The organism is Asticcacaulis sp. (genome assembly GCF_027484505.1).
In the GTDB taxonomy this organism is placed as follows: Bacteria; Pseudomonadota; Alphaproteobacteria; order Caulobacterales; family Caulobacteraceae; genus Asticcacaulis.
The window spans coordinates 1-18,549 of the sequence record NZ_JAIXSV010000149.1; the positions used below are offsets into that span (position 1 = coordinate 1).

At 61.4% G+C, this 18,549-nt stretch carries 17 protein-coding genes and 1 riboswitch; of the genes, 5 read left to right on the plus strand and 12 right to left on the minus strand.

The features are described 5' to 3' along the window. The first annotated feature begins 170 nt into the window (after nt 1-170). Complete coding sequence (locus Q0072_RS09660; protein ID WP_298329061.1) at nt 171-1,916, plus strand: SLC13 family permease; 1,746 nt, start codon at nt 171-173, stop codon at nt 1,914-1,916. Here Q0072_RS09660 and Q0072_RS09665 read toward each other — a convergent pair. The 5 genes from Q0072_RS09665 to Q0072_RS09685 form a co-directional block, all read right to left on the minus strand. Next, a complete protein-coding gene (locus Q0072_RS09665) occupies nt 1,913-2,941 on the minus strand; it encodes a methionine synthase (protein WP_298329064.1) in 1,029 nt (342 codons plus the stop codon). The two genes, Q0072_RS09660 and Q0072_RS09665, sit on opposite strands and share 4 nt — an antisense overlap. A 240-nt stretch (nt 2,942-3,181) precedes the next feature. Then, nucleotides 3,182-4,186 carry a DUF1852 domain-containing protein gene (locus tag Q0072_RS09670; protein ID WP_298329067.1) on the minus strand — a complete coding sequence of 335 codons (1,005 nt, stop codon included), beginning with the start codon at nt 4,184-4,186 and terminating at the stop codon, nt 3,182-3,184. 100 nt (nt 4,187-4,286) lie between these two features. Next, nucleotides 4,287-4,478, minus strand: a riboswitch (cobalamin riboswitch). Nucleotides 4,479-4,717: 239 nt separating this feature from the next. Continuing rightward, the gene (locus tag Q0072_RS09675; protein WP_298329069.1) at nt 4,718-5,908 is read right to left on the minus strand and encodes a hypothetical protein; all 1,191 of its coding nucleotides are present in this window, start codon (nt 5,906-5,908) and stop codon (nt 4,718-4,720) included. Nucleotides 5,909-6,019: 111 nt separating this feature from the next. Continuing rightward, entirely contained in the window at nt 6,020-7,201 is a 1,182-nt protein-coding gene (locus tag Q0072_RS09680) for a hypothetical protein (protein WP_298329072.1), read from the minus strand. Further along, nucleotides 7,198-8,103 carry a response regulator gene (locus tag Q0072_RS09685; RefSeq protein WP_298329075.1) on the minus strand — a complete coding sequence of 302 codons (906 nt, stop codon included), beginning with the start codon at nt 8,101-8,103 and terminating at the stop codon, nt 7,198-7,200. Before Q0072_RS09685 ends, Q0072_RS09680 begins: the two co-directional genes overlap by 4 nt. 173 nt (nt 8,104-8,276) lie before the next feature. Here Q0072_RS09685 and Q0072_RS09690 point away from each other — a divergent pair, with 173 nt between their 5' ends. Next, the gene (locus Q0072_RS09690) at nt 8,277-8,663 is read left to right on the plus strand and encodes a Tat pathway signal protein (RefSeq protein ID WP_298329080.1); all 387 of its coding nucleotides are present in this window, start codon (nt 8,277-8,279) and stop codon (nt 8,661-8,663) included. 6 nt (nt 8,664-8,669) lie between these two features. Here Q0072_RS09690 and Q0072_RS09695 read toward each other — a convergent pair whose 3' ends face one another. The 4 genes from Q0072_RS09695 to Q0072_RS09710 all read right to left on the minus strand — a co-directional run bounded on the left by Q0072_RS09695 (nt 8,670) and on the right by Q0072_RS09710 (nt 12,607). After that, nucleotides 8,670-10,274, minus strand: a complete 1,605-nt coding sequence (locus tag Q0072_RS09695; RefSeq protein ID WP_290795618.1) for a peptide chain release factor 3 — start codon at nt 10,272-10,274, stop codon at nt 8,670-8,672. Between the two features lie 51 nt (nt 10,275-10,325). Beyond that, a complete protein-coding gene (locus tag Q0072_RS09700) occupies nt 10,326-10,988 on the minus strand; it encodes a hemolysin III family protein (RefSeq protein ID WP_298329084.1) in 663 nt (220 codons plus the stop codon). Between the two features lie 130 nt (nt 10,989-11,118). Beyond that, entirely contained in the window at nt 11,119-12,375 is a 1,257-nt protein-coding gene (locus Q0072_RS09705) for a hypothetical protein (RefSeq protein ID WP_298329087.1), read from the minus strand. Nucleotides 12,376-12,436: 61 nt separating this feature from the next. Next, complete coding sequence (locus tag Q0072_RS09710; RefSeq protein ID WP_298329090.1) at nt 12,437-12,607, minus strand: hypothetical protein; 171 nt, start codon at nt 12,605-12,607, stop codon at nt 12,437-12,439. A gap of 233 nt (nt 12,608-12,840) precedes the next feature. Here Q0072_RS09710 and Q0072_RS09715 point away from each other — a divergent pair, with 233 nt between their 5' ends. After that, nucleotides 12,841-14,028 (plus strand): MFS transporter, encoded by a 1,188-nt coding sequence (locus tag Q0072_RS09715; protein ID WP_298329093.1) that lies wholly within the window; start codon nt 12,841-12,843, stop codon nt 14,026-14,028. A gap of 112 nt (nt 14,029-14,140) precedes the next feature. On the opposite strand, the gene Q0072_RS09720 is transcribed toward Q0072_RS09715, so the two are convergent. After that, the gene (locus tag Q0072_RS09720; RefSeq protein ID WP_298329096.1) at nt 14,141-14,530 is read right to left on the minus strand and encodes a hypothetical protein; all 390 of its coding nucleotides are present in this window, start codon (nt 14,528-14,530) and stop codon (nt 14,141-14,143) included. A gap of 64 nt (nt 14,531-14,594) precedes the next feature. Then, the gene (locus Q0072_RS09725) at nt 14,595-14,924 is read right to left on the minus strand and encodes a DUF1491 family protein (RefSeq protein ID WP_298329099.1); all 330 of its coding nucleotides are present in this window, start codon (nt 14,922-14,924) and stop codon (nt 14,595-14,597) included. Between the two features lie 72 nt (nt 14,925-14,996). On the opposite strand from Q0072_RS09725, the gene Q0072_RS09730 reads away from it, so the two are divergent. Then, nucleotides 14,997-15,926, plus strand: a complete 930-nt coding sequence (locus Q0072_RS09730) for a hypothetical protein (protein WP_298329100.1) — start codon at nt 14,997-14,999, stop codon at nt 15,924-15,926. A gap of 3 nt (nt 15,927-15,929) precedes the next feature. Here Q0072_RS09730 and Q0072_RS09735 read toward each other — a convergent pair whose 3' ends face one another. Further along, nucleotides 15,930-17,753: an ATP-binding protein gene (locus tag Q0072_RS09735; RefSeq protein WP_298329102.1), complete on the minus strand. Its 1,824-nt coding sequence runs from the start codon at nt 17,751-17,753 to the stop codon at nt 15,930-15,932. A 158-nt stretch (nt 17,754-17,911) separates the two neighbouring features. On the opposite strand from Q0072_RS09735, the gene Q0072_RS09740 reads away from it, so the two are divergent. Further along, on the plus strand, nt 17,912-18,549 hold a 638-nt coding region (locus Q0072_RS09740; RefSeq protein WP_298329104.1), incomplete at its 3' end, for a HAMP domain-containing sensor histidine kinase.

Below are 18,549 nucleotides of genomic sequence, written 5' to 3' on the forward strand. Positions count from 1 at the left end.
CAGGTGGGCTGCGTCGAACTCCCGGTCCCGCCGGGTCTGACCTTGCGCAACCTCAATACGCCGCAGGACGTCGCCTCCCTCAAGCCCCGCGCCTGAACACATTCCCTATCGCGCCTTTACGGGTGTTACCGGCAGTAGAGACGTCCTGCCTTCGACCGGACCACCGCTGAATGGACTTAAGCCCCTTTGTTTCACCCGCCCTGATCAGTGCGCTGATCCTGGCCGGGGCCCTTGTGCTGTTTGTCACCGAACGGGTGCGCCACGACCTGATCGCCGTGCTGGCCCTGCTGGCCGGGCTGATTACCGGTGTCGTCAAACCTGAGGACGCCTTAAGCGGCTTTGGCGACCCCGCCGTGGTGGCGGTGGCCGCCGTACTGATCGTCGGGCGCACGCTGGAACTGAGCGGTGTGGCGGCCAAACTGGCGCGCTACATCATGTTCGGCAAGGCGACCTACAGCCTGCAAATGGCCATGCTGATGGCCGTCGGCGCGTTGTTGTCGGCCTTTATGAACAATATCGCCGCGCTGGTCATCGTCATGCCTCTGGGGGCAGAAATCGCGCGTCAGAACAAGAAGGCCGTCGGCACCATACTGATGCCGCTGGCCTTTGCCACCATTATGGGCGGCATGATCACCCTGATCGGCACCCCGGCCAATATGATCCTGTCCTCGGTGCGCGAGGAGCGACTGGGGCAGGGCTTCGGCTTCTTCGCCATGGCCCCGGTGGGTATCGCGGTCGCTGTGGTCGGCATCCTCTATCTGGCCGTCATCGGCTGGCGCCTGCTGCCGCCGCGCCGGGGCACGATGGAGGGCCACGCCGCCCCGTGGAAGGTGTTTGAACTGACGCTCACCCACGCCATCGCCCTCAGCCGCCACGCCCTGTCGAAGCAGTTGCACGCCAGCCGCACGCGCCTGCTGCGCCTCATCCGCCGTGACAAGATCATCGACTGGCCGGAAGAGGATCGCCTGAAACGCGGCGACAAGCTGCTCCTTCTGTCGCGCTATATGCCGGGCGATGTGGCCGACAGTCTGGAGGTCAAAACCACCGCGCCATTACCCGCCGAGCACGAGGTGACGGCGCACATGGTGGTGGCGCACGGCTCCCCCATCATCGGGGAACGCTACGACGCCATCACCCACCGCAGCGGCGGCGCGCTGAATGTCACGGCCGGCGGGCCACGCGCCGCGCGCCTGAAACAGCCGCTGGGGGGGATTATCCTGCAAGGCGGCGATCAGCTGTTTATCCGGGGGCAGGCCGCCGATATTGCGCGCTTTGGCACGCAGCAACGCCTGCTGGAAATCGACCGCGCCGACACCGCACCCGTCAATATCCGCGCGGCGATCCAGACGGTCGGCATCTTCGTGCTCGCCATAGCGGTGACCGTGCTGTTTGACGTCTCCCCGGCCCTGACCTTTCTGGCGGCGGCGGCGGCCATGGCGGCCCTGCGCCTGATCCCCGCGCCGGAAATCTATAAGTCTATCGACTGGAGCGTTATCGTCCTGCTGGCGGCCATGATCCCGGTGGGGCAGAGCTTTGAAAGCTCAGGCGCGGCCAAAATAGTCGCCGATGCGCTGGCGGGCGGGCTTCAGGGCGCGCCGCTGATCGTCTGCATCGCCGCCGTGTGCAGCCTCACCCTGTTCCTGACCATCCTCCTCAACAATGTCGCCACGGCCCTGATCATGGGCCCGCTGGCCATTCAACTGGCGCAGATACTCCACGTGTCGCCCGACGCCCTGCTTCTGGCGGTGCTGGTCGGCACCTCCTCGGACTTTCTGACGCCCATCGGGCATCAGAACAATCTGCTGGTCATGGCACCGGGCGGCTATCGCTTCACCGACTACGCGCGGGCAGGCGCTTTGCTGGCGGTGCTGGTCGTGGCCACCACCGCCTTTGTGCTAAGCGCGAGTTTCGGTTAGGCCATAAGCTCCTTGCGCACAATCGCCGCCCCGGCCCCCAGCGCCCTCAGCTTACCCGAAGCGACGTCGCGCGACAGGGGGGCCATGCCGCAATTGGTGCAGGGATAGAGCTTATCGGCATCGACGAATTGCAAGGCCTTGCGCAGGGTCTCCGCCACCTCTTCCGGCGTCTCGATGACCGAACTGGCCACATCAATGGCCCCGACCATCACCTTCTTGCCACGGATCAGCTCGATCAGGTCCATCGGCACGCGCGAATTGTGACACTCCAGCGAGATGATATCGAGGCTGGAGGTTTGCAGTTTGGGGAAGGCCTCTTCGTACTGCCGCCACTGCGACCCCAGCGTCTTTTTCCATTCGGTATTGGCGGTGATGCCATAGCCGTAGCAGATGTGCACAGCCGTCTCGCATCTTAAGCCCTCGGCGGCCTTTTCGAGCGCCGCCACGCCCCAGTCATTGACCTCATCGAAGAAGACATTGAAGGCGGGCTCATCGAACTGGATGATATCGACGCCTGCGGCCTCCAGCTCTCTGGCCTCCTGATTGAGTATCTCAGCGAACGCCCAGGCCAGTTTTTCGCGGCTTTTATAGTGGGCGTCAAACAGGGTATCGACCATGGTCATCGGCCCCGGCAAGGCCCACTTGATCGGCTGTTTCGTCTGCTGGCGCAGGAACCGGGCGTCTTCGACAAAGACCGGGCGCGGACGTGAGACCGCCCCCACCACCGTCGGCACGCTGGCCTCATAACGGTCGCGGATACGGACGGTTTCGCGCTTTGCGAAATCGACGCCATCGAGATGTTCGATGAAGGTGGTGACGAAGTGCTGGCGCGTCTGTTCGCCGTCGCTGACGATCTCGATACCGGCCTGAAGCTGATCATCCAGCGCCAGACGCAGGGCGTCGCGCTTGCCCTCGGTCAGGGCCTCGCCTTGCAGTTTCCACGGCGACCACAGGGTTTCCGGCTGGGCCAGCCACGACGGTTTCGGCAGGCTGCCGGCGGTAGAGGGGGGAAGGAGTAAAGTCATCAGAATTACCTCTTATACCAACGGCCGAAGATGCTGACCGCATCCGGCCGTTGAAAAAACGATAATTTCTCATATGTATCAATGACATGAGAAATTATCGAAGGGAATACCAAGAGTCATTTTCAATGACCCTTGGTATTAGAGCGCAAGCCGATAAAGTGGGCACCACTTTTCGGAAAAATTGCGCGACCAAACAAAAACTTAGAGCCATTCGGCGGCTCAACTGAGCCGATGAATGCTCTAGGCGGAATGTGCGGACCACTGCTCAAGCAGGGTGCGGTACGGGGTGATGAAGTGCGCCTCGGCAAAGCGCCCCTGCTCGACGGCCAGACGGCTGCGTTCTTCGCGGTCATAGACGACCTGAGTCAGAGAATAGTCGGGGTGTTGCAGGCTGGGCTGATAGACCGCGCCTGCGGCCGCATTGGCATTGTAGATTTCCGGGCGGTAGATCTTCTGAAAGCTCTCCATGGTGCTGATCGTGCTGATCAGTTCCAGAGGCGTGTAGTCGCAGAGCAGGTCGCCGAAGACATAGAAGGCCAGCGGTGCGACGCTGCCCGGCGGCATGAAGAAGCGCACCTTTAATCCCATTTTCCGGAAATATATGTCCGTCAGCGACTCGTCGCTTTGCTGGTACTCTACGCCCAGTATCGGATGGTGCGTGTCCGTCCGCCGGTAGGTCTTACTGTTGGCGACGCTCAGGCAGATGACGGGTGGCTTGTGAAACTGCGCCTTGTACGTTGCCGAATGGACGAAGCTGAGAAACAGGTGACCGTGCAGGTCGCCGAACTTGGGCGGCAGGCTGAAGTCAGACCGGCCCTTGTTGTGCGCGGGCAGCACGACGCTAAAATCGTAATCGCGCACAAAGGACGACAGGTTGTTGCCGGTCATGCCTGCGATGCGTGACGAGGTGTGACGGTCAAGGACGGTCGTTTTCAGGATTTCGAGGAGCGGAAAACGCTCATCGGTTGCCCGATCCGGCAGGCCTATCTCGACCGAAATGATGTCGAGTTCGACGGCGTAACGGTCGGCGTTCGGGTTATCCCAATGGGCCAGCGCGTTGAAGCGATTATCAATCATGCGCAAGGCGTTGCGCAGGTTTTGCTGGCGGGTGTCGCCTCTGGCCAGATTGGCGAAATTGGTGGTCAGGCGCGTGGTTTGCGACGGCGTGTAGTGCTCATCAAAGCGAAGGCGTCGCAGGGTGAAATCGAAGTCTGCGCGCGGTGCGACAGGCGAAGGGTGTGACACGGTATTCCCCGTTTCTGTGGGGGAGCGCTGTGGGCACAGGTCCGCGATCCCGCGTCAGACCGCAGGGTCAGAAGACTCATGCCGTGGCCCTCCGCCCCGGATGACATATGCGGTCAGTGGCAGGTCTCCTGGCTTGCGGGTCACGGTTTCGATCCACCTTCTCAGGGCACGCCCCAATGGTCTTTCGGATCGACACTCACCGCCTACAGTTGCGGGGGCAGCGCCGGATTTAGACCGGCTTCCCTCTTAGCCACGTCTTTTTGAGACGCGGACCGCTGACAGCCGGACCTTAGGCGGACGGGGCACAAGAGTCAATAATGATATAAACATATCTTTATATGATTATGTTATGCCAAGAGTCATTGAAAACGGCTCTTGGTATTCCATTCGAGAATTTCTCATGTCACTGATACATATGAGAAATTTTCGTGTCTTCAGCGGCCGGATGCGTCAGCATCTTCGGCCGCTGGTATTATTGGTAAAAATAAAGGCGAAAGCCCTCGCCTTCGCCTTGTCTCTCAGAATGGCCGTTCACCCCGCCGGGATACTGGCGCGCAGAAAGCCGGAGGTCGTCACGCTGAAGCTGGGGCGATCCTCGAACAGGTAGTTGAGCCCGCTTTCAAAATCCATCAGCACATCGGCATATTCGACGGGCTTCATCGGCTTGCCCGACTGGATGGCACGGTTCATACGGAAGCTCCAGAAGGCGGCGATGTGGTCCAGCGTCCCGATGATCTCCCCCAGTTCGGTGAACAGGCCAGAGCCATTGAGCAGGAAGCGTTTGAACGGTCCCGGCTTGTTGTGGCTGACCAGATCGGCATAGGCCGTGTCATAGATTTTCAGCACGTCATAGGCCTGATTGAGCGCACGCGCCATGCCGCGCGCCAGACGCAGGCGGGCGCTGAGGATATAGTCCTTGACGCGGTCGTCGCTGACGCCGAAGGGCTGATAGGTGCCGATGCCGGCGAGGACTTCGCGCAGACGGTCCTGAAGCTCAAGGTAGCGCCACTTATAATAAAGGAAGCCGCGCCAGGCGAAGATACCTTCGGCAAATTCCACATCGGACATGCGGAACGTTTCTTTCAGCGGCCACAGCTCGCGGTCAAGCTGATCGGAGAGTATCTTGTTACCGAGCTTCATCGAGGCCCCGGCATAGTGATCGCCCAGCGCCGTATTGACCAGCCGCTCGATTTCGTCAGAGGTGAACTGCATCATGCGCGACAGGTCGGCGGGCGACAGGCGCAGATAGATACCCGCCGGGCGATGGCCGTTGCGCGCCAGAGTCTCACGCACCAGAAACGGATCGAGCGACGGCAACTGATCCAGACGGCGCAGGATCTTAATGTCCGGGTTCTTGTCGAAATCGCTGATCGACAGATAGTCCCGCGCCAGTTGCTCGAAACCGATCTGGTTGATGAAGATGCTCGACGCCCCCAGACGCAGGTCAAAATGGTCATAGGGCAGGATGATCTTGGTCACCGTGCGACGGGTGCCGTGATAGAAGTGCCGCTCGTTCAGGCGCAGGGTGTGTTTAAGGATGATGCAGCGGTTGAGCAGCGAGGACTGAAAAAAGGGATTGTCCCCATAGTCCTCATCCTTGTGGTGCAGCCGGTAGACGCGCGACAGGTTCAGCACCCGTGTTGAGGCGGCCGTCTGCCCCAGATTGGCCAGATTGCGGTATTCGCGGATGACGCGGTTCGGCTGATCCGGGCCGCGGGTCATCTTGTAATTTCGGCGGGCCGTTGAAACCATGACTAACCGGATTGAAACTGAACACAGGCGCAGCTTCGGACCCTAAGGGGACAGGTTCCAACAGGGCGTGAACGAAGACGGTTAATCCTCGTCGTCAGGCCCTAAAATCATCAGGCTGTCGTCAAAATCCATCAGCACGTCGGCGTATTCCAGCGCGGTCAGCCGCTGAGTGGCAAAACTCGACATCATGCGATAGGTCCAGAAGGACGAGATGTGCCCCAGTATGCCGATGGTTTCGCCCAGCTCGAAAAACAGCTTCGGCCCCTGAAGCAGGAACTGACGGAAGGGACCGGGGTTTTGCCCCTGGGTCAGCGCGTGATAGGCGCGATCATAGATGCCGATGGTGCGCGCCACCTCATTGACCGCCTTGGCGATACGGCGGCCCAGCCGCGGACGTACCTCGCGCAGATAATCACGCACCTGATCGTCAATCGCGCCGACAGGCTGGTAAGACCCCAGCCCCTGAATAACGCGGCGCATCTCGTTTTGCAGTTCTTCGTGACGCCATTTGAAATAGAGGAAGCCGCGCCAGGAGAAGATACCCTCGGAAAATTCTTCTTCCGACATGCGCAGGGTCTGGCGCAGGGGCGACAATTCCTGATCCAACTCATTCGACAGGATCTTGCCGGCCAGCTTGATACTGGCGCCGCCGACCATCATGTTGCCGAACGCCGTGCGCACCAGTTGCTCGATCTCGGCATTGGCGAAGCCGATCATGCGCTGAATATCATGGGCGGAGATATTGAGATAACAGGCGCCGGGCTTGAAGCCGTTGCGCGACAGGTGTTCACGCACCAGAAACGGATCGAGCGACGGCAGGTCGTCCAGCAGACGCAAAACCTGCACGTCCATATGCGAATTGACATCCCCGATGCCGAACTGCGTGCGGCAAAAGGCTTCGAAGCCCACCTGATTGACCATGACCGAACGCCCGCCCAGACGCAGGTCCTCGGCGTCGAAGGGCATGACGATCTTGGTCGCCGTGCGCCGCGTGCGGCTGAACAGGTCGCGTTCATTGGCGCGCAGGGTGTGCTTGATCAGTATGGCGCGGTTAAGCTGCCGGTCGCGGAAGAAGGGCTTGGCGACATAGTCTTTTTCGCCGGACATAACGAGCGCAATCGCTGCCAGATTGAGGACGCGGCTGGTCGAGGCCGTGTCGCCCAGATTGGCCAGATTGCGCACGTCGCGTGAAGCCGGCTTCCCCTTGTCCGAACGCACCTGAAACGCGCCCTTGGTCTGCTGGTAGGTCGCCACCGCACTCATGCCGACAGTCTCTTCCTTTTGCGATTCTTCACCAGCGCTTCAAGCTGACGAATAATGGTCAGGGCTTCGGCCGTATCCTCATTGCGCAGGGCGTTCAGCCGGCGGATGGAATCCAGATGCACGTCCAGCACATCCGGTTCAGCCGCATTCCCGAAATATGACACATATTCCTTTAAAGAACGTGTAGCTTCGGCCAGCAGCCTCTGGCGATATCTTACCGCCTGCGTTTCGGCTTCGCTGGTGCGCTCGATCAGGTAATCCAGCGTCTCCTTGTGCAGCCCGCCCCGCGCCGACATCAGGGCGTGCAGGGCCTCAAGCTCGACCGACAGGGTCTGCTGGAACAGGGCGCGCGAATGGCGGTCGGCGGCGGCCTCAATATCATCGACGCGGCGCATCAGGCCGCGATAGTCCTCATCCTTGCGCCGGCGACGGCAGGGGCCAACATAGCCCGCCGAGACGATAAACGGGCGCTGGCGGCACAGGGCGGACGCGACGCCGCGCATCAGGCTGCGCGTCGAAAACGGCTTGATGACAAATTCATCGACCCCGGCATTGCGCGCTTCGGTCACATCGCGCGAGCGCTGACGCCCGGTGAGCATGAGCACAGGGATACGCGGATTGGGAAAGCGCGCGTCCTCAGTCACCGCCGCCTGCCGCAGCAACAGCGTCAGATCAATGCCCGACAGACCCGGCAGATTCCAGTCCAGGATCATCAGATCGGGATTATAGGCCCCCAGAAGCTCAATCGCCTCTTCGGCGTCACGGGCCTGAATCAGTTGCTGAAAACCGGAGGCGCGCAGCACCTCGACGATCATCCGCCTCAGTCCGTCATTATCTTCGACAATCAGGACCGTTGTGGCCGGCAGATTGACATGGCGCAACAGCGCAGAGGTTTCAGACATCAGAGAGGCACCGCAATTCTTCGCCGACGCACCCTAGCCTCAAATTCTTAATTCCAGCTTTAACCATTTGAAAATACATGGTTAATCGAAATTAAGCGTAAATGGAAACCGCCTGTAAACCCTGTTGTGTTAGCCTCATTCGTATGAACAGACGCGACCTTTTGAGATGGCAATTGTCCGGCCTGACCCTTCTGGCGACGGGTAGTGCGGCTTCACACGCGCTGGCCAGCGCGCCCAAGAAAAAGGGCGGCGGGACCGACTTCGTGCAGATGCCTCTGCTGACCGTCTTCACCAAGGCGCGCGGCGGCAAGCACGGCACGCTGACGGTTGAGGTCGGACTCGACACCAACAAGAATGAGAAGCTGGCCGAAATGCTGAGCAAGTCGGTCCCGCGCCTGCGCGATGCCTATGTGGCACGCCTGCAAGCCTATGCCATGGGGCTGACGGCCTCGTCACTGATTGATCTCGACTATCTGACGCGTGAGCTTCAGACGGCCACCGACGCCATCATCAAACAAAAAGGCGTCAAGGTGCTGCTGGGCAGCGTGGTGCTGGCGTAAACTCTATTACCCCCGCTCCTTGGTGCGCAGGAACTTCACGTCCGGATAGCGTTCGGCCACATAGCCGATCTCCCAGGCCGACTTGCCCAGAAACACCGGAAACTCGTCGATATCCGTGCCCATGGCGCTGCGGTGTTTGCCCGCAAAGTCCTCGATCTTGGCCGCGTCACCGCCCAGCCAGCGCGCTTCGGCATAGGGCGAGGGTTCAAAGATCACATCCAGGCCGTATTCGTTGGCCAGACGGTCAGCCATGACTTCGAACTGAAGCTGGCCCACGGCGCCGACGATAAAGTCCGAACCGATGGAGGGGCGGAACAACTGCGTCACCCCCTCTTCGGCCAGAGATTCCAGTGCTTTTTTGAGGTGCTTGGCCTTTAGCGGGTCCTTGACGCGCACGCGCTGAAGGATTTCCGGCGCGAAGTTGGGCAGGCCCTGAAAGCGCACGGTGCCGCTTTCCGACAGCGAGTCACCGACGCGCAGCACGCCGTGGTTGGGGATGCCGATGACATCACCGCCAAAGGCGTCTTCGGCCAGTTCGCGGTCCGAGGCAAAGAACATGATCGGCGCGTTGACGCTCAGTTGCTTGCCCGTGTTCTGCACCTTGAGCTTCATGCCGCGCTGGAACTTGCCCGAGGTCAGCTTGAGCATGGCGATGCGGTCGCGGTGGTTGGGGTCCATATTGGCCTGAACCTTGAACACGAAGCCGGTCACTTCCTTGTCCGTCGGATCGACCGCGGTGTCGGTCCCAGCCTTCGACGCGGCCACCGTCTTGGGGGCCGGGGCGAAATCGCCAATCGCCTGAAGCAACTGATTGACGCCGTAGTGGCGCAGCGCCGAACCGAAGATGACCGGCGTCATATGGCCTTCGAGGAAACTTTCGACCTCAAACGCCTTGAACCCGCCTTCCAGCAGTTCCGCCGTATCGCGCAGTTCGTCCAGTTCCGCCTGATCAAGCCAGCCCTTGGCCACAGCCTGATCCAGCGGGGCCGGGTCTTCGTGGCCCTGATCGTATTCCGAACCCGACTCGCGGCGGGTGAAGGGGTAAAACAGGCCGGTCTTCAGCTCCAGCATACCGCGAAAACGGTTACCCGACCCGGCCGGCCAGTAGAGCGGCGACGGATCGAGTTGCAGCTTTGACGCCACCTCATCCAAAAGCGCCAGCGAGTCCTCGGCCTCACGGTCCATCTTGTTGATGAAGGTGATGATGGGGATGTCGCGCAGGCGGCACACCTCAAACAGCTTGAGCGTCTGCGGCTCAATGCCCTTGGCGGCGTCGAGCACCATGATGGCGGCATCGGCGGCGGTCAGGGTGCGGTAGGTGTCTTCCGAAAAGTCTTCGTGACCCGGCGTATCGAGCAGGTTGAACACCTTACCATCGTGCTCAAAAGTCATCACCGACGACGAGACCGAAATGCCGCGTTCCTTTTCGATCTTCATCCAGTCGGAACGGGTGCGGCGGTTTTCACCGCGCGCCCGCACCTGACCGGCGGCGCGGATAGACCCGCCGGCCAGCAGCAGATGCTCGGTCAGGGTCGTCTTACCGGCGTCCGGGTGCGAGATGATGGCAAAGGTTCGACGGCGGGGCGCTTCGGTGGCAGGCGTATTGGACATGCGCTGCGGATAAGGCTTTGAGGGTAAAATGTAAAGGCCCCGAACCCGCCATCAATGCCCGACCAGCACCACGCCGACCAGCACCGCGCACCAGTGCAGGACCGCCCCGGTAATCACATGGCCATGCCAGATGGCGCGGCGGAATTTCAGCCGCTTCATCATGTAGAAGACGGCCCCGACGCTATAGACCAGCCCGCCGATGGCCAGCAGGATCATGGCGGCGGGCGGCACATCGGCAATCATCGGTTTGAGCGCAATGACCACCAGCCAGCCGAGGATCAGATAAAGCGCCACCCACACGCCCTTACCTACGCCGGGCAGGAACAGCTTGCCCAATATGCCCAGTCCGGCCAGCGTCCAGACCCCTGCCGTCATGCTCCAGGCCCACGGCCCGCTTAAGGCCTGCGTGGTGAAGGGGGTATAGCTGGCGGCGATCATCAGGAAGATGCCCGCGTGATCGAGACGGCGCAGAAAGGGCTGAAAACGCGGACTGGCGAAATTATAAGCCGTCGAAAAAGCCAGCATGGCGATCATGCCCACCGCATAGATGATGACGGCGGCCACCATGCCCAGCAGCCCTTGCGTCACGGCCAGACCCAGCGCCACCCCGCCACCGAACAGGGCAAAGGCCAGCCCCGTCACGTGCACGATCAGATCGGCGTGGCGCGCCCAGCGGGTGGGATAGTGCGGCAGAGGAGGCAGGGAAATGTTCATGGGCAGAGGATCGCGCAAAGGCCGGGCAGGGTCAATTCAAACCCTGTTGCATCGTATTGTAGCCGCCTGCCGCAACGGCAAGGCAAGCGAAACCTTTGCCTTCCGCAATCGTCTCAGCTTTGAGGTGACATCAGGGCATCCGGCTAACCGGCAGGGTCGTGGCCATCAATTGACCAACCGCCTCACGCCTCAGACTGTGGCTCAAAGGATCCCCCATATCTGAGGGGCCTGCGGTTTTGCGCAACTCGCCCAGCGGCAGTTCGGCATCGAAACGCGGCGGCAGGGTCGTCAGGGTGTGACAAAGGCGATGGAGAAAATAGCCTCCGGCGACGACAAGAAGGCCAACCGCCACGCCCCCCGCCGTCGGGACCGGTCGGGTGAGAACCGCGCGTAACAACAGGCCTGTCCATCCGGTCAGCGCCACCCCCATAAACCCGAGGGCAAAATAGCGTGACAGGCGGAAAGTCAGTTGTGTATCAAAGTGCGTGCGGACAAATTCTTCTTGCCCGCGCAACCCGTTATAAACAAGGCGTAACTGCCGCCGATGATAGGCCATCAGGTTCGGCAACGACTGACGCACCTCCTCAAGCCAGACCTCCAGCCGCACCGCGCGCCGCAAATGTTCGGGCCAGTCCGCTATCCTTCCGGCCAGCCAATCATCCGCCCGATAGGATTGCCCCATCAGCCGCACCTCACGGGCCAGTATTTCCAGCGCGGTCAGGTAGGCATCGTGCTGGTGGCGCACCTTCATGGCCTCTTTTTCGCTGACTGAGCGGAATCTGGCGGCCGCCGCATTACGCCTTTGGGCAGTGCGGTCATGGATAAACCATACTGCCCCCATCCCGAAAAGACTGATCCCCGCCATGAGCCAGCCCACCTCGTCCGGCAACCCGTTCAGCAAAAGCCCGCCATTGAGGATCATCACCAGAGCAGCGATCACAGCCGTCTTCCATCGCGCCGCAACAACACATTGGCGGTCCTGCGCATAGGTATAGGCATGGTTCCCGGCCTCGTTCTCAGTGTGGTTTTTCAGCATCTGCCGCAGAGCGCGCAGACCGAAGCGATCCGACACGTCTGGATAGAGCCGCTCATGGTCGCGCATCGGCAGATCAAAGGCCTCGACCGGCGAAACCACCACATCATCCGGTAGCGGATCTGAGCGATGTTTCGCCACGAACACCTCCGGCTCCAGTCGCGCCCACACCGCGTCTTTCAGGCACGCCGACAGGGTTTCCGGGGCCGGCGGCGCAAAGCGCGCTTCGGACATCACCCGATATTCGCCCTCCGTTTGTGGGGGATGCAGGGTGAGAAAAGCGCACACATAGCTCAGCGTGCCGTTATTGCGTATTTCGACAAAAGAATCGTTTATGTTTCGATAGTTGGTCATCGGCTTAACCCTCGACAGAGGCCTATTCAAGGCCCGCCGAGCGTTACCGATCGGCGGGGATTCAGACTTGGCGCGTGAGGGGATTCAAACCCCACTGTGCGTTTCCGGCGCCTTTGCCGGTAACGTTCTCAACGCGCCCCCCCTCCAGGGTCTTGCCGTGACCAAACGAAATCTCACCGCCACTGATGGCGGTAACGAGCAGGACTTTTTCGGTTTTCAGATGCGTGGACATATGCCTAACCCTTCCTTCTCGACAGGAGATATCGTCGTTACATTGCCAACAATGCCGCATTTCCGGAAGGTTCACAACCTTTGATTAACCCTGCCGCCTTCACAAGAAAGTGCGTGTTCCGTGAGCAACGGTCACATGGTTCCTTTCGGACACAGGTGTCACAGACCATGCGCGCCTGCCTCTTTTACGCGCCAATCCTTTGCAGGTGCGAAATCACCGCCTATATGTGCGCCATGACTGATGCCCGCGCCCCCGCCCCGCCTCACCTGTCGCCCGCGCTTGTGGCTCTGTTCGCCTTTGCGTGCGGGGCGATTGTCGGCAATCTCTACTACGCGCAGCCGATTATCGAGCTGATCGCGCCGGATGTCGGCCTGTCGCAGACGACGGCCAGCCTGATCGTCTCGCTGACGCAGATCGGCTATGTGGCGGGCATGGTGTTCATCACGCCCTTGCTTGACCTGTTTGAAAACAAGCGCCTGATCCTTGTGACCCTTGGTCTGGCGTTTTTCAGCCTGATCCTCAGTGCGACGGCGCAAAATGGCGGGCTGTTCCTGTTTGTGGCGTTTCTGACCGGTCTGGGGGCGGTGTCGGTGCAGATGCTGATACCGTTAGCGGCGCATCTGAGCCCGGAAGAAACACGCGGTCGGACGGTCGGCAATATTATGGGCGGGCTTTTGACCGGCATTCTACTGTCGCGGCCCTTGTCGAGCTTTGTCGCCGATCATCTGGGGTGGCGGGCGGTGTTCTTTATCGCCGCGGGGCTGATGATCGCCATTGGTCTGGTGCTGGCCCTGACCCTGCCGCAGCGCCGCCCGGCGCACACGGCCTCTTACGCGGCGCTGCTGCGCTCGATGGCGTCGCTGTGGCTGACCCAGCCGGTACTGCGGCAACGCTCGTTGCTTCAGGCGACCATGTTCGGGGCCTTCAGCCTGTTCTGGACCGCCGTGCCGGTGGAACTGTTCCGGGCGTTTCACCTCAGCCAGTCGCAGATCGCGCTGTTTGCCTTGTCCGGGGCCGCAGGCGCTCTGGCCGCCCCGTTGAGTGGGCGACTGGGCGATGCCGGGCACGGGGCGAAGGTGACGCTGTTCGGCCTGATTGGCGCAGCCCTGGCCATGCTGAGCGGGACCGTACCGGCTCTGATCAGCATTCTGTCGCTAATGATCGCCGGGATCGTGCTCGATGCCTGCGTGCAGTTGACGATGATTCAGGGGCAGCGCGCCATCTATGGACTGGACCCGCACAGCCGGGGCCGTCTCAACGGGCTCTATATGGCGTCGATCTTTGTGGGCGGCGCGATCGGCTCGGCGGTGGCCAGCCCGCTCTATGGTCTGGGCGGCTGGACCGCGATTGCTGTGGCCGGCACCGTCGCCCCCCTGATCGGTCTGACCCTCTTCCTGACAGGCGAACGGAAGTCAGCTTAACATCCAACATCTAAAATCGAGAGATTGGAGTCGAGTAGCAGGAGCCTAGCGCCGGCTGTATATGAATACAGCCAAGCGACGGCGACGAACTAATCGACCAAAGACCTCGATTTTACGCGGCGTGGCGGTGCCAGACGGCCCCATCCACCTTCGCCGCATCGAGCTGTCCGATGACCTGCTGCTGATACATCATGCCCAGCGCCATTTCGTTGAGCGCTTTGAAGTCGGCCAGCACGTCGGTGGCCTGACCACGACCAACCTGATCGAGAAACTGCGCCGCGTTGACGTGCGGCATTTTGAGATGCAGCAGGTAGCACAGACGGCGGGCGCGTTCCGGGTTGTAGCGGTGGGCCTGCGGGTTTTCGGCAAACATCTCCTTGCCCAGTTGGGCGATGTAGTCGATCGACAACGCCTCAAAGCGCTGCGCATCCAGCGGATGCATCATGCGCGAGGGGTCGAGATCGAAGACGACATCGTTGAGGAGAAAATGCAAGGCGATCACCTTTTCGAGTTACTGGGTGACCATCCTGACACAGAGGGTTTGAAATCCGGTTTAGGAACAGGGTTTACAAAAGCTGAATAGACTCGGTGAGGAAATGCCGCCCCTCGGTATCCTCGATTTCGACGACCCACAGGTCGGAGTCGAAGCGGCGTTCGCGCTCTATATAGGACTCAATGGCCTCAGGATCGTGTGAGGTGATGGGCTTCATCCACTTCACCTCGTCCCCGGCGGTGACCTGACGCAGGATATAGGTTTCGCGTTCGCGCAGATGGGTGATCTTGAGGATGACGGCACCAGCCCGCGCATCGCCTTTTTTCAGCACATAGGCAAAGGCCCCGCCCTGCTCGGCGCGTCGGATCAGGGCCGATACCCAAAGGTCGGTCGGCAGTAACATGCGGTTTACCCTGTTTGCTCACCGGGACTTAAACACGTTCGTCTATAGTCGGCCTGCGAAGGGATGTCGAACGTGGACCGCAATAAACTACTGGCTTCGGCCCTGGCTATCATGCTGACCGCCACCACGGCGGCCGCTGAACCCGTGTCTCTGGAGACGCTGACCCGTCGTCAGTTCATCAGCAGCGCCAATGCGCGCTGTCACTGGTTCGACGGCCCCACCCTGCTGGCGCTGAAGGCCGGGCTGCTGCAAAACCGTAACGCGGCGCTTAATCACGGCGTCGCCCCGGCCACCGTCTATGCCACGATCGACCATGCCCGCGCTGCGGCGGCCCGCGCCGACTGCAACAACCCGGCGCTGGTGCAGGAGGTCGAAACCCTGCGCGGCGCCTATCGCGGCTTTGTGGCGCAAAACCGCCTGACGCTACGTGGTGTGCGCAGCGAATGGCTGGCTGACCGCACCGAACAAAGCCTGTCGAAATGGCGTCTGGTGCAGTATCAGCAGACCGGCGACGTCGCCATGGGCTTTGGCCTCTATGGCACGCTGAAAGGGCAGACGCTGAGCGTCATGGCCCAGTTCCGGGGCGAGACGCCCTATGCGGCGCGGCTGATCGTGCGCGATCCGGCCCACCGTTCCGGCCTGATCAACCGTGACGCTCTGGCCGTATCGGCGCAGATGCCGAAGGGCATGAGCCCGTTTGATCTCAGCTTTAGCGCCTCCGGTCGTCGCAACACGCAGATCGCGCTGAAAAACGCGCCGCGCGTCAATCTGGCCGGGTTTACGGTGGATGGCAAATTCGCCGGTCACGCCGAAAAACGCGACACCCTGCGCTTTGATTTCCCGATGAGCGCCACGGTGGCCATCGGCAAGCTCGACCCGCGCGAAGACATTGTGGTGGCCTTCGACTTCAACAGCGGTACGCAATATGCACGCTTCGAAGCCGGAGACTTCGTGCCGGGTCTGGTGTTTGCCACCCTGCCCTCGCCGTATGGGGTGAAGTAGAGGTTACGACTTCGAGGGGCGGATCACAAAGTCGCTGCCAGTCAGGTCGGGCGGCGTATAGAGGCGGTCTTCCAGCGGCTTGGGCGTTTCGGTCGAAAGGGCCACCAGTGTGTCATTGTCCGACGCGCCCGGCGGGCTGAGCGGCAGTTCCGGCTGATCGGAATTTACCGCCACCGGCAAAAGCAGGCTGACGCTCGTCCCCACCCCCAGTTCGCTTTCGATCGTCATGCGCCCGCGGTGCAACCCGGCCAGGGCCTGCACCAGCGACAGGCCCAGCCCCGTCCCCATAGCCCGCTGTTCCATTGGCCCGGACTGCTCATAGGGCTTGCCCAGCCGCTTGAGGTCTTCGGGCGCGATGCCGACGCCGGTGTCCGTAATCTGGATGTCGATACTGTCCTGACCGGTTTCGCTGAGCATCAGGGTGACCGTGCCGCCTTGCGGCGTAAACTTCACAGCATTGGACAAAAGGTTGAGGCACATCTGTTTGATGGCGCGCTTGTCAGCCGTGACCTCCAGCGGCGTCGGCGGCAGGACTGACTTCACCGTCACGCCCTTTTCGTGCGCCGTCGCCAGTATCAGCCGCAGCGCCGCCGACACCGGTTCGCGCACATCGAAGCGTTCCAGCGACAGCTCATAGCGGCTGGCCTCGATCTTCGACATGTCGAGCACGTCATTGACCAGATCGAGCACGTGCTGACCCGACTCCCAGATCAGTTGCGAATATTCGGCGTATTTGCCGGTCAGGGGGCCGAACATCTGCTGACGCATGATGTCGGAAAAGCCGATGACGGCGTTCAGCGGCGTGCGCAGTTCGTGGCTCATCCCGGCCAGAAACCGCGACTTGCCCTCATTGAGCGCCTGCGCTTCCTGACGCGCCGTTTCCAGTTCGTCTTCACGCGCGTGTTGCAGCGAGGCGTCGGAGAGGACGCCGTACAGCTTGCCATCCGCCCCGCGCCGCAGGCTGAGGCGGATGAAGTGATCCAGCGCAGCGTGCGGCATGAAGCCGGCTTCGGCGCGACCCGTCTCCTGCGCCGTCTCCAGCGCCTGCATCAGGCCCAGACGATGCGGGACGTGGGCGCAGGTGATCAGGCCGTGCTTCATCAGAAGCGCCATATCGAGCCCCGGCGGCGTCTCGCCATAGGCCGACAATAGCCGCCCTTCGCCATCGACGCTGATGATCAGGTGCGGCTGTTCACTGAGGAGGGTCAGAAAGCGCGTGCGGTCGTGTTCGACGCCGCGCACCGCCTCGGTACGGACGCGCAGCGCCGGCAGCAGCGACAGGCCCAGACCCGTCACCAGCGTGATCACTGCCACCGAAGACAGCCAGAAGCTTTCGACAATATCCGGCAGGGGAAACAGCCGCATCAGCGAAAACAGAATGGCAAACAGGGTCACCGCCACCGACAGGGCCGCCCCCAGCAGGATCAGCCGCCGCTGATTGAGCGCCACGGCTGCGGCCATCGGCGCAGCTACCCAGGGTGCCAGCGGCCCCAATACACCGCCCGAAAGCCCCAGCGCCGCCAGACAGGCCAGAGCCCACACCCAGACCAGCATCTGCCGCGTGCGGAAATCGTCCCGGCTGAGCAGGAAGACGCTGCACACACCCGGCAGGGCCGCCGCCGCCAGCGCTGCCAGCACATTGACCGAGGCCGGCAGGAAGATCAGATAGATCATCGAGGCCAGACTGACTGCCGACCAGCCGAGATGCCACGCGATAACGCCCAGCCGCACGCGACTGCGCGGCGTGGCCATGGCCCCGGTGGGTGATCTCAGTTCCTGAAGATAGGATTTCAGCGGCACGTCTTTACTCTTGAATACGTGAGCCATCCTAACCAACTGCCGCCAAAAGAGAAAGGCAATCCCCCGCAAAGCGAGAAAAGGGTGAAGGAACCCCGTCTTTCGCCCCGGAAACCTCTGCTTAAGACGTTAACTGTACGATTCGCTCCAGAGTTTTATTCCTCTCCCTCCTGTTGCGGCGCACGCTTATGGACAAACAACCGGCGGCCCTTACCCCGTCTGCCTGCCCCCCGCCGGAGAGCGACTTCGGCAAGCGTGCCTTTATGCGCATGGTCAGCCACGAACTGCGCACCCCGCTCAACTCGATCATCGGCTTTGCCGAGGTGCTGACGCACGAACTTTACGGGCCTCTGGGCGCGCCGCAATATAGCGAATATGCCGGGATTATCCGCGACAGCGGCAAGAAATTGCTCAGCCTGTTCAATGATGTGCTGGAGCTGGTGCGGCTGGAAAGCGAGCCCGGCCTGCTGCGTCCGGAGATCGAAACCCTTCCGCCGCATATCCATGACGCAGCGCGCCGTCATGCGGTCTGCGCCAGGGCCCGCGGCGTCAATATCCTGCCCGGCCTGACCGATGCCGAACTGAGCGCGCGCTTTGACCCGCGTGGCCTTGGCCTGTGTCTCGATCACCTGATCGGCAATGCCATCGACTTTACGCCCGAAGGCCGCGACATCGAAATCACCGCGCGCCCGGACGGCGACTTTGTCGATATTGCCGTCTTCAATCCGGGCAAGGCCCCCGACCCGGCCGATATTCCGCGCCTGATGCGGCCGTGCGAACAGGGGGCCAGCGACTATAACCGCAGCCGCGAAGGCGCGGGGCTGGG

Excerpts from the sequence above, each read along its gene's own strand:
- Q0072_RS09680 (WP_298329072.1), bottom strand. The coding sequence starts at position 7,201 with ATGAGTGCGGTGGCGACCTACCAGCAGACCAAGGGCGCGTTTCAGGTG.
- Q0072_RS09660 (WP_298329061.1), top strand. The coding sequence starts at position 171 with ATGGACTTAAGCCCCTTTGTTTCACCCGCCCTGATCAGTGCGCTGATC.
- Q0072_RS09725 (WP_298329099.1), bottom strand. The coding sequence starts at position 14,924 with ATGTTACTGCCGACCGACCTTTGGGTATCGGCCCTGATCCGACGCGCC.
- Q0072_RS09675 (WP_298329069.1), bottom strand. The coding sequence starts at position 5,908 with ATGACCCGCGGCCCGGATCAGCCGAACCGCGTCATCCGCGAATACCGC.
- Q0072_RS09715 (WP_298329093.1), top strand. The coding sequence starts at position 12,841 with ATGACTGATGCCCGCGCCCCCGCCCCGCCTCACCTGTCGCCCGCGCTT.
- Q0072_RS09665 (WP_298329064.1), bottom strand. The coding sequence starts at position 2,941 with ATGACTTTACTCCTTCCCCCCTCTACCGCCGGCAGCCTGCCGAAACCG.
- Q0072_RS09705 (WP_298329087.1), bottom strand. The coding sequence starts at position 12,375 with ATGACCAACTATCGAAACATAAACGATTCTTTTGTCGAAATACGCAAT.
- Q0072_RS09700 (WP_298329084.1), bottom strand. The coding sequence starts at position 10,988 with ATGAACATTTCCCTGCCTCCTCTGCCGCACTATCCCACCCGCTGGGCG.
- Q0072_RS09735 (WP_298329102.1), bottom strand. The coding sequence starts at position 17,753 with ATGGCTCACGTATTCAAGAGTAAAGACGTGCCGCTGAAATCCTATCTT.
- Q0072_RS09695 (WP_290795618.1), bottom strand. The coding sequence starts at position 10,274 with ATGTCCAATACGCCTGCCACCGAAGCGCCCCGCCGTCGAACCTTTGCC.
- Q0072_RS09710 (WP_298329090.1), bottom strand. The coding sequence starts at position 12,607 with ATGTCCACGCATCTGAAAACCGAAAAAGTCCTGCTCGTTACCGCCATC.
- Q0072_RS09685 (WP_298329075.1), bottom strand. The coding sequence starts at position 8,103 with ATGTCTGAAACCTCTGCGCTGTTGCGCCATGTCAATCTGCCGGCCACA.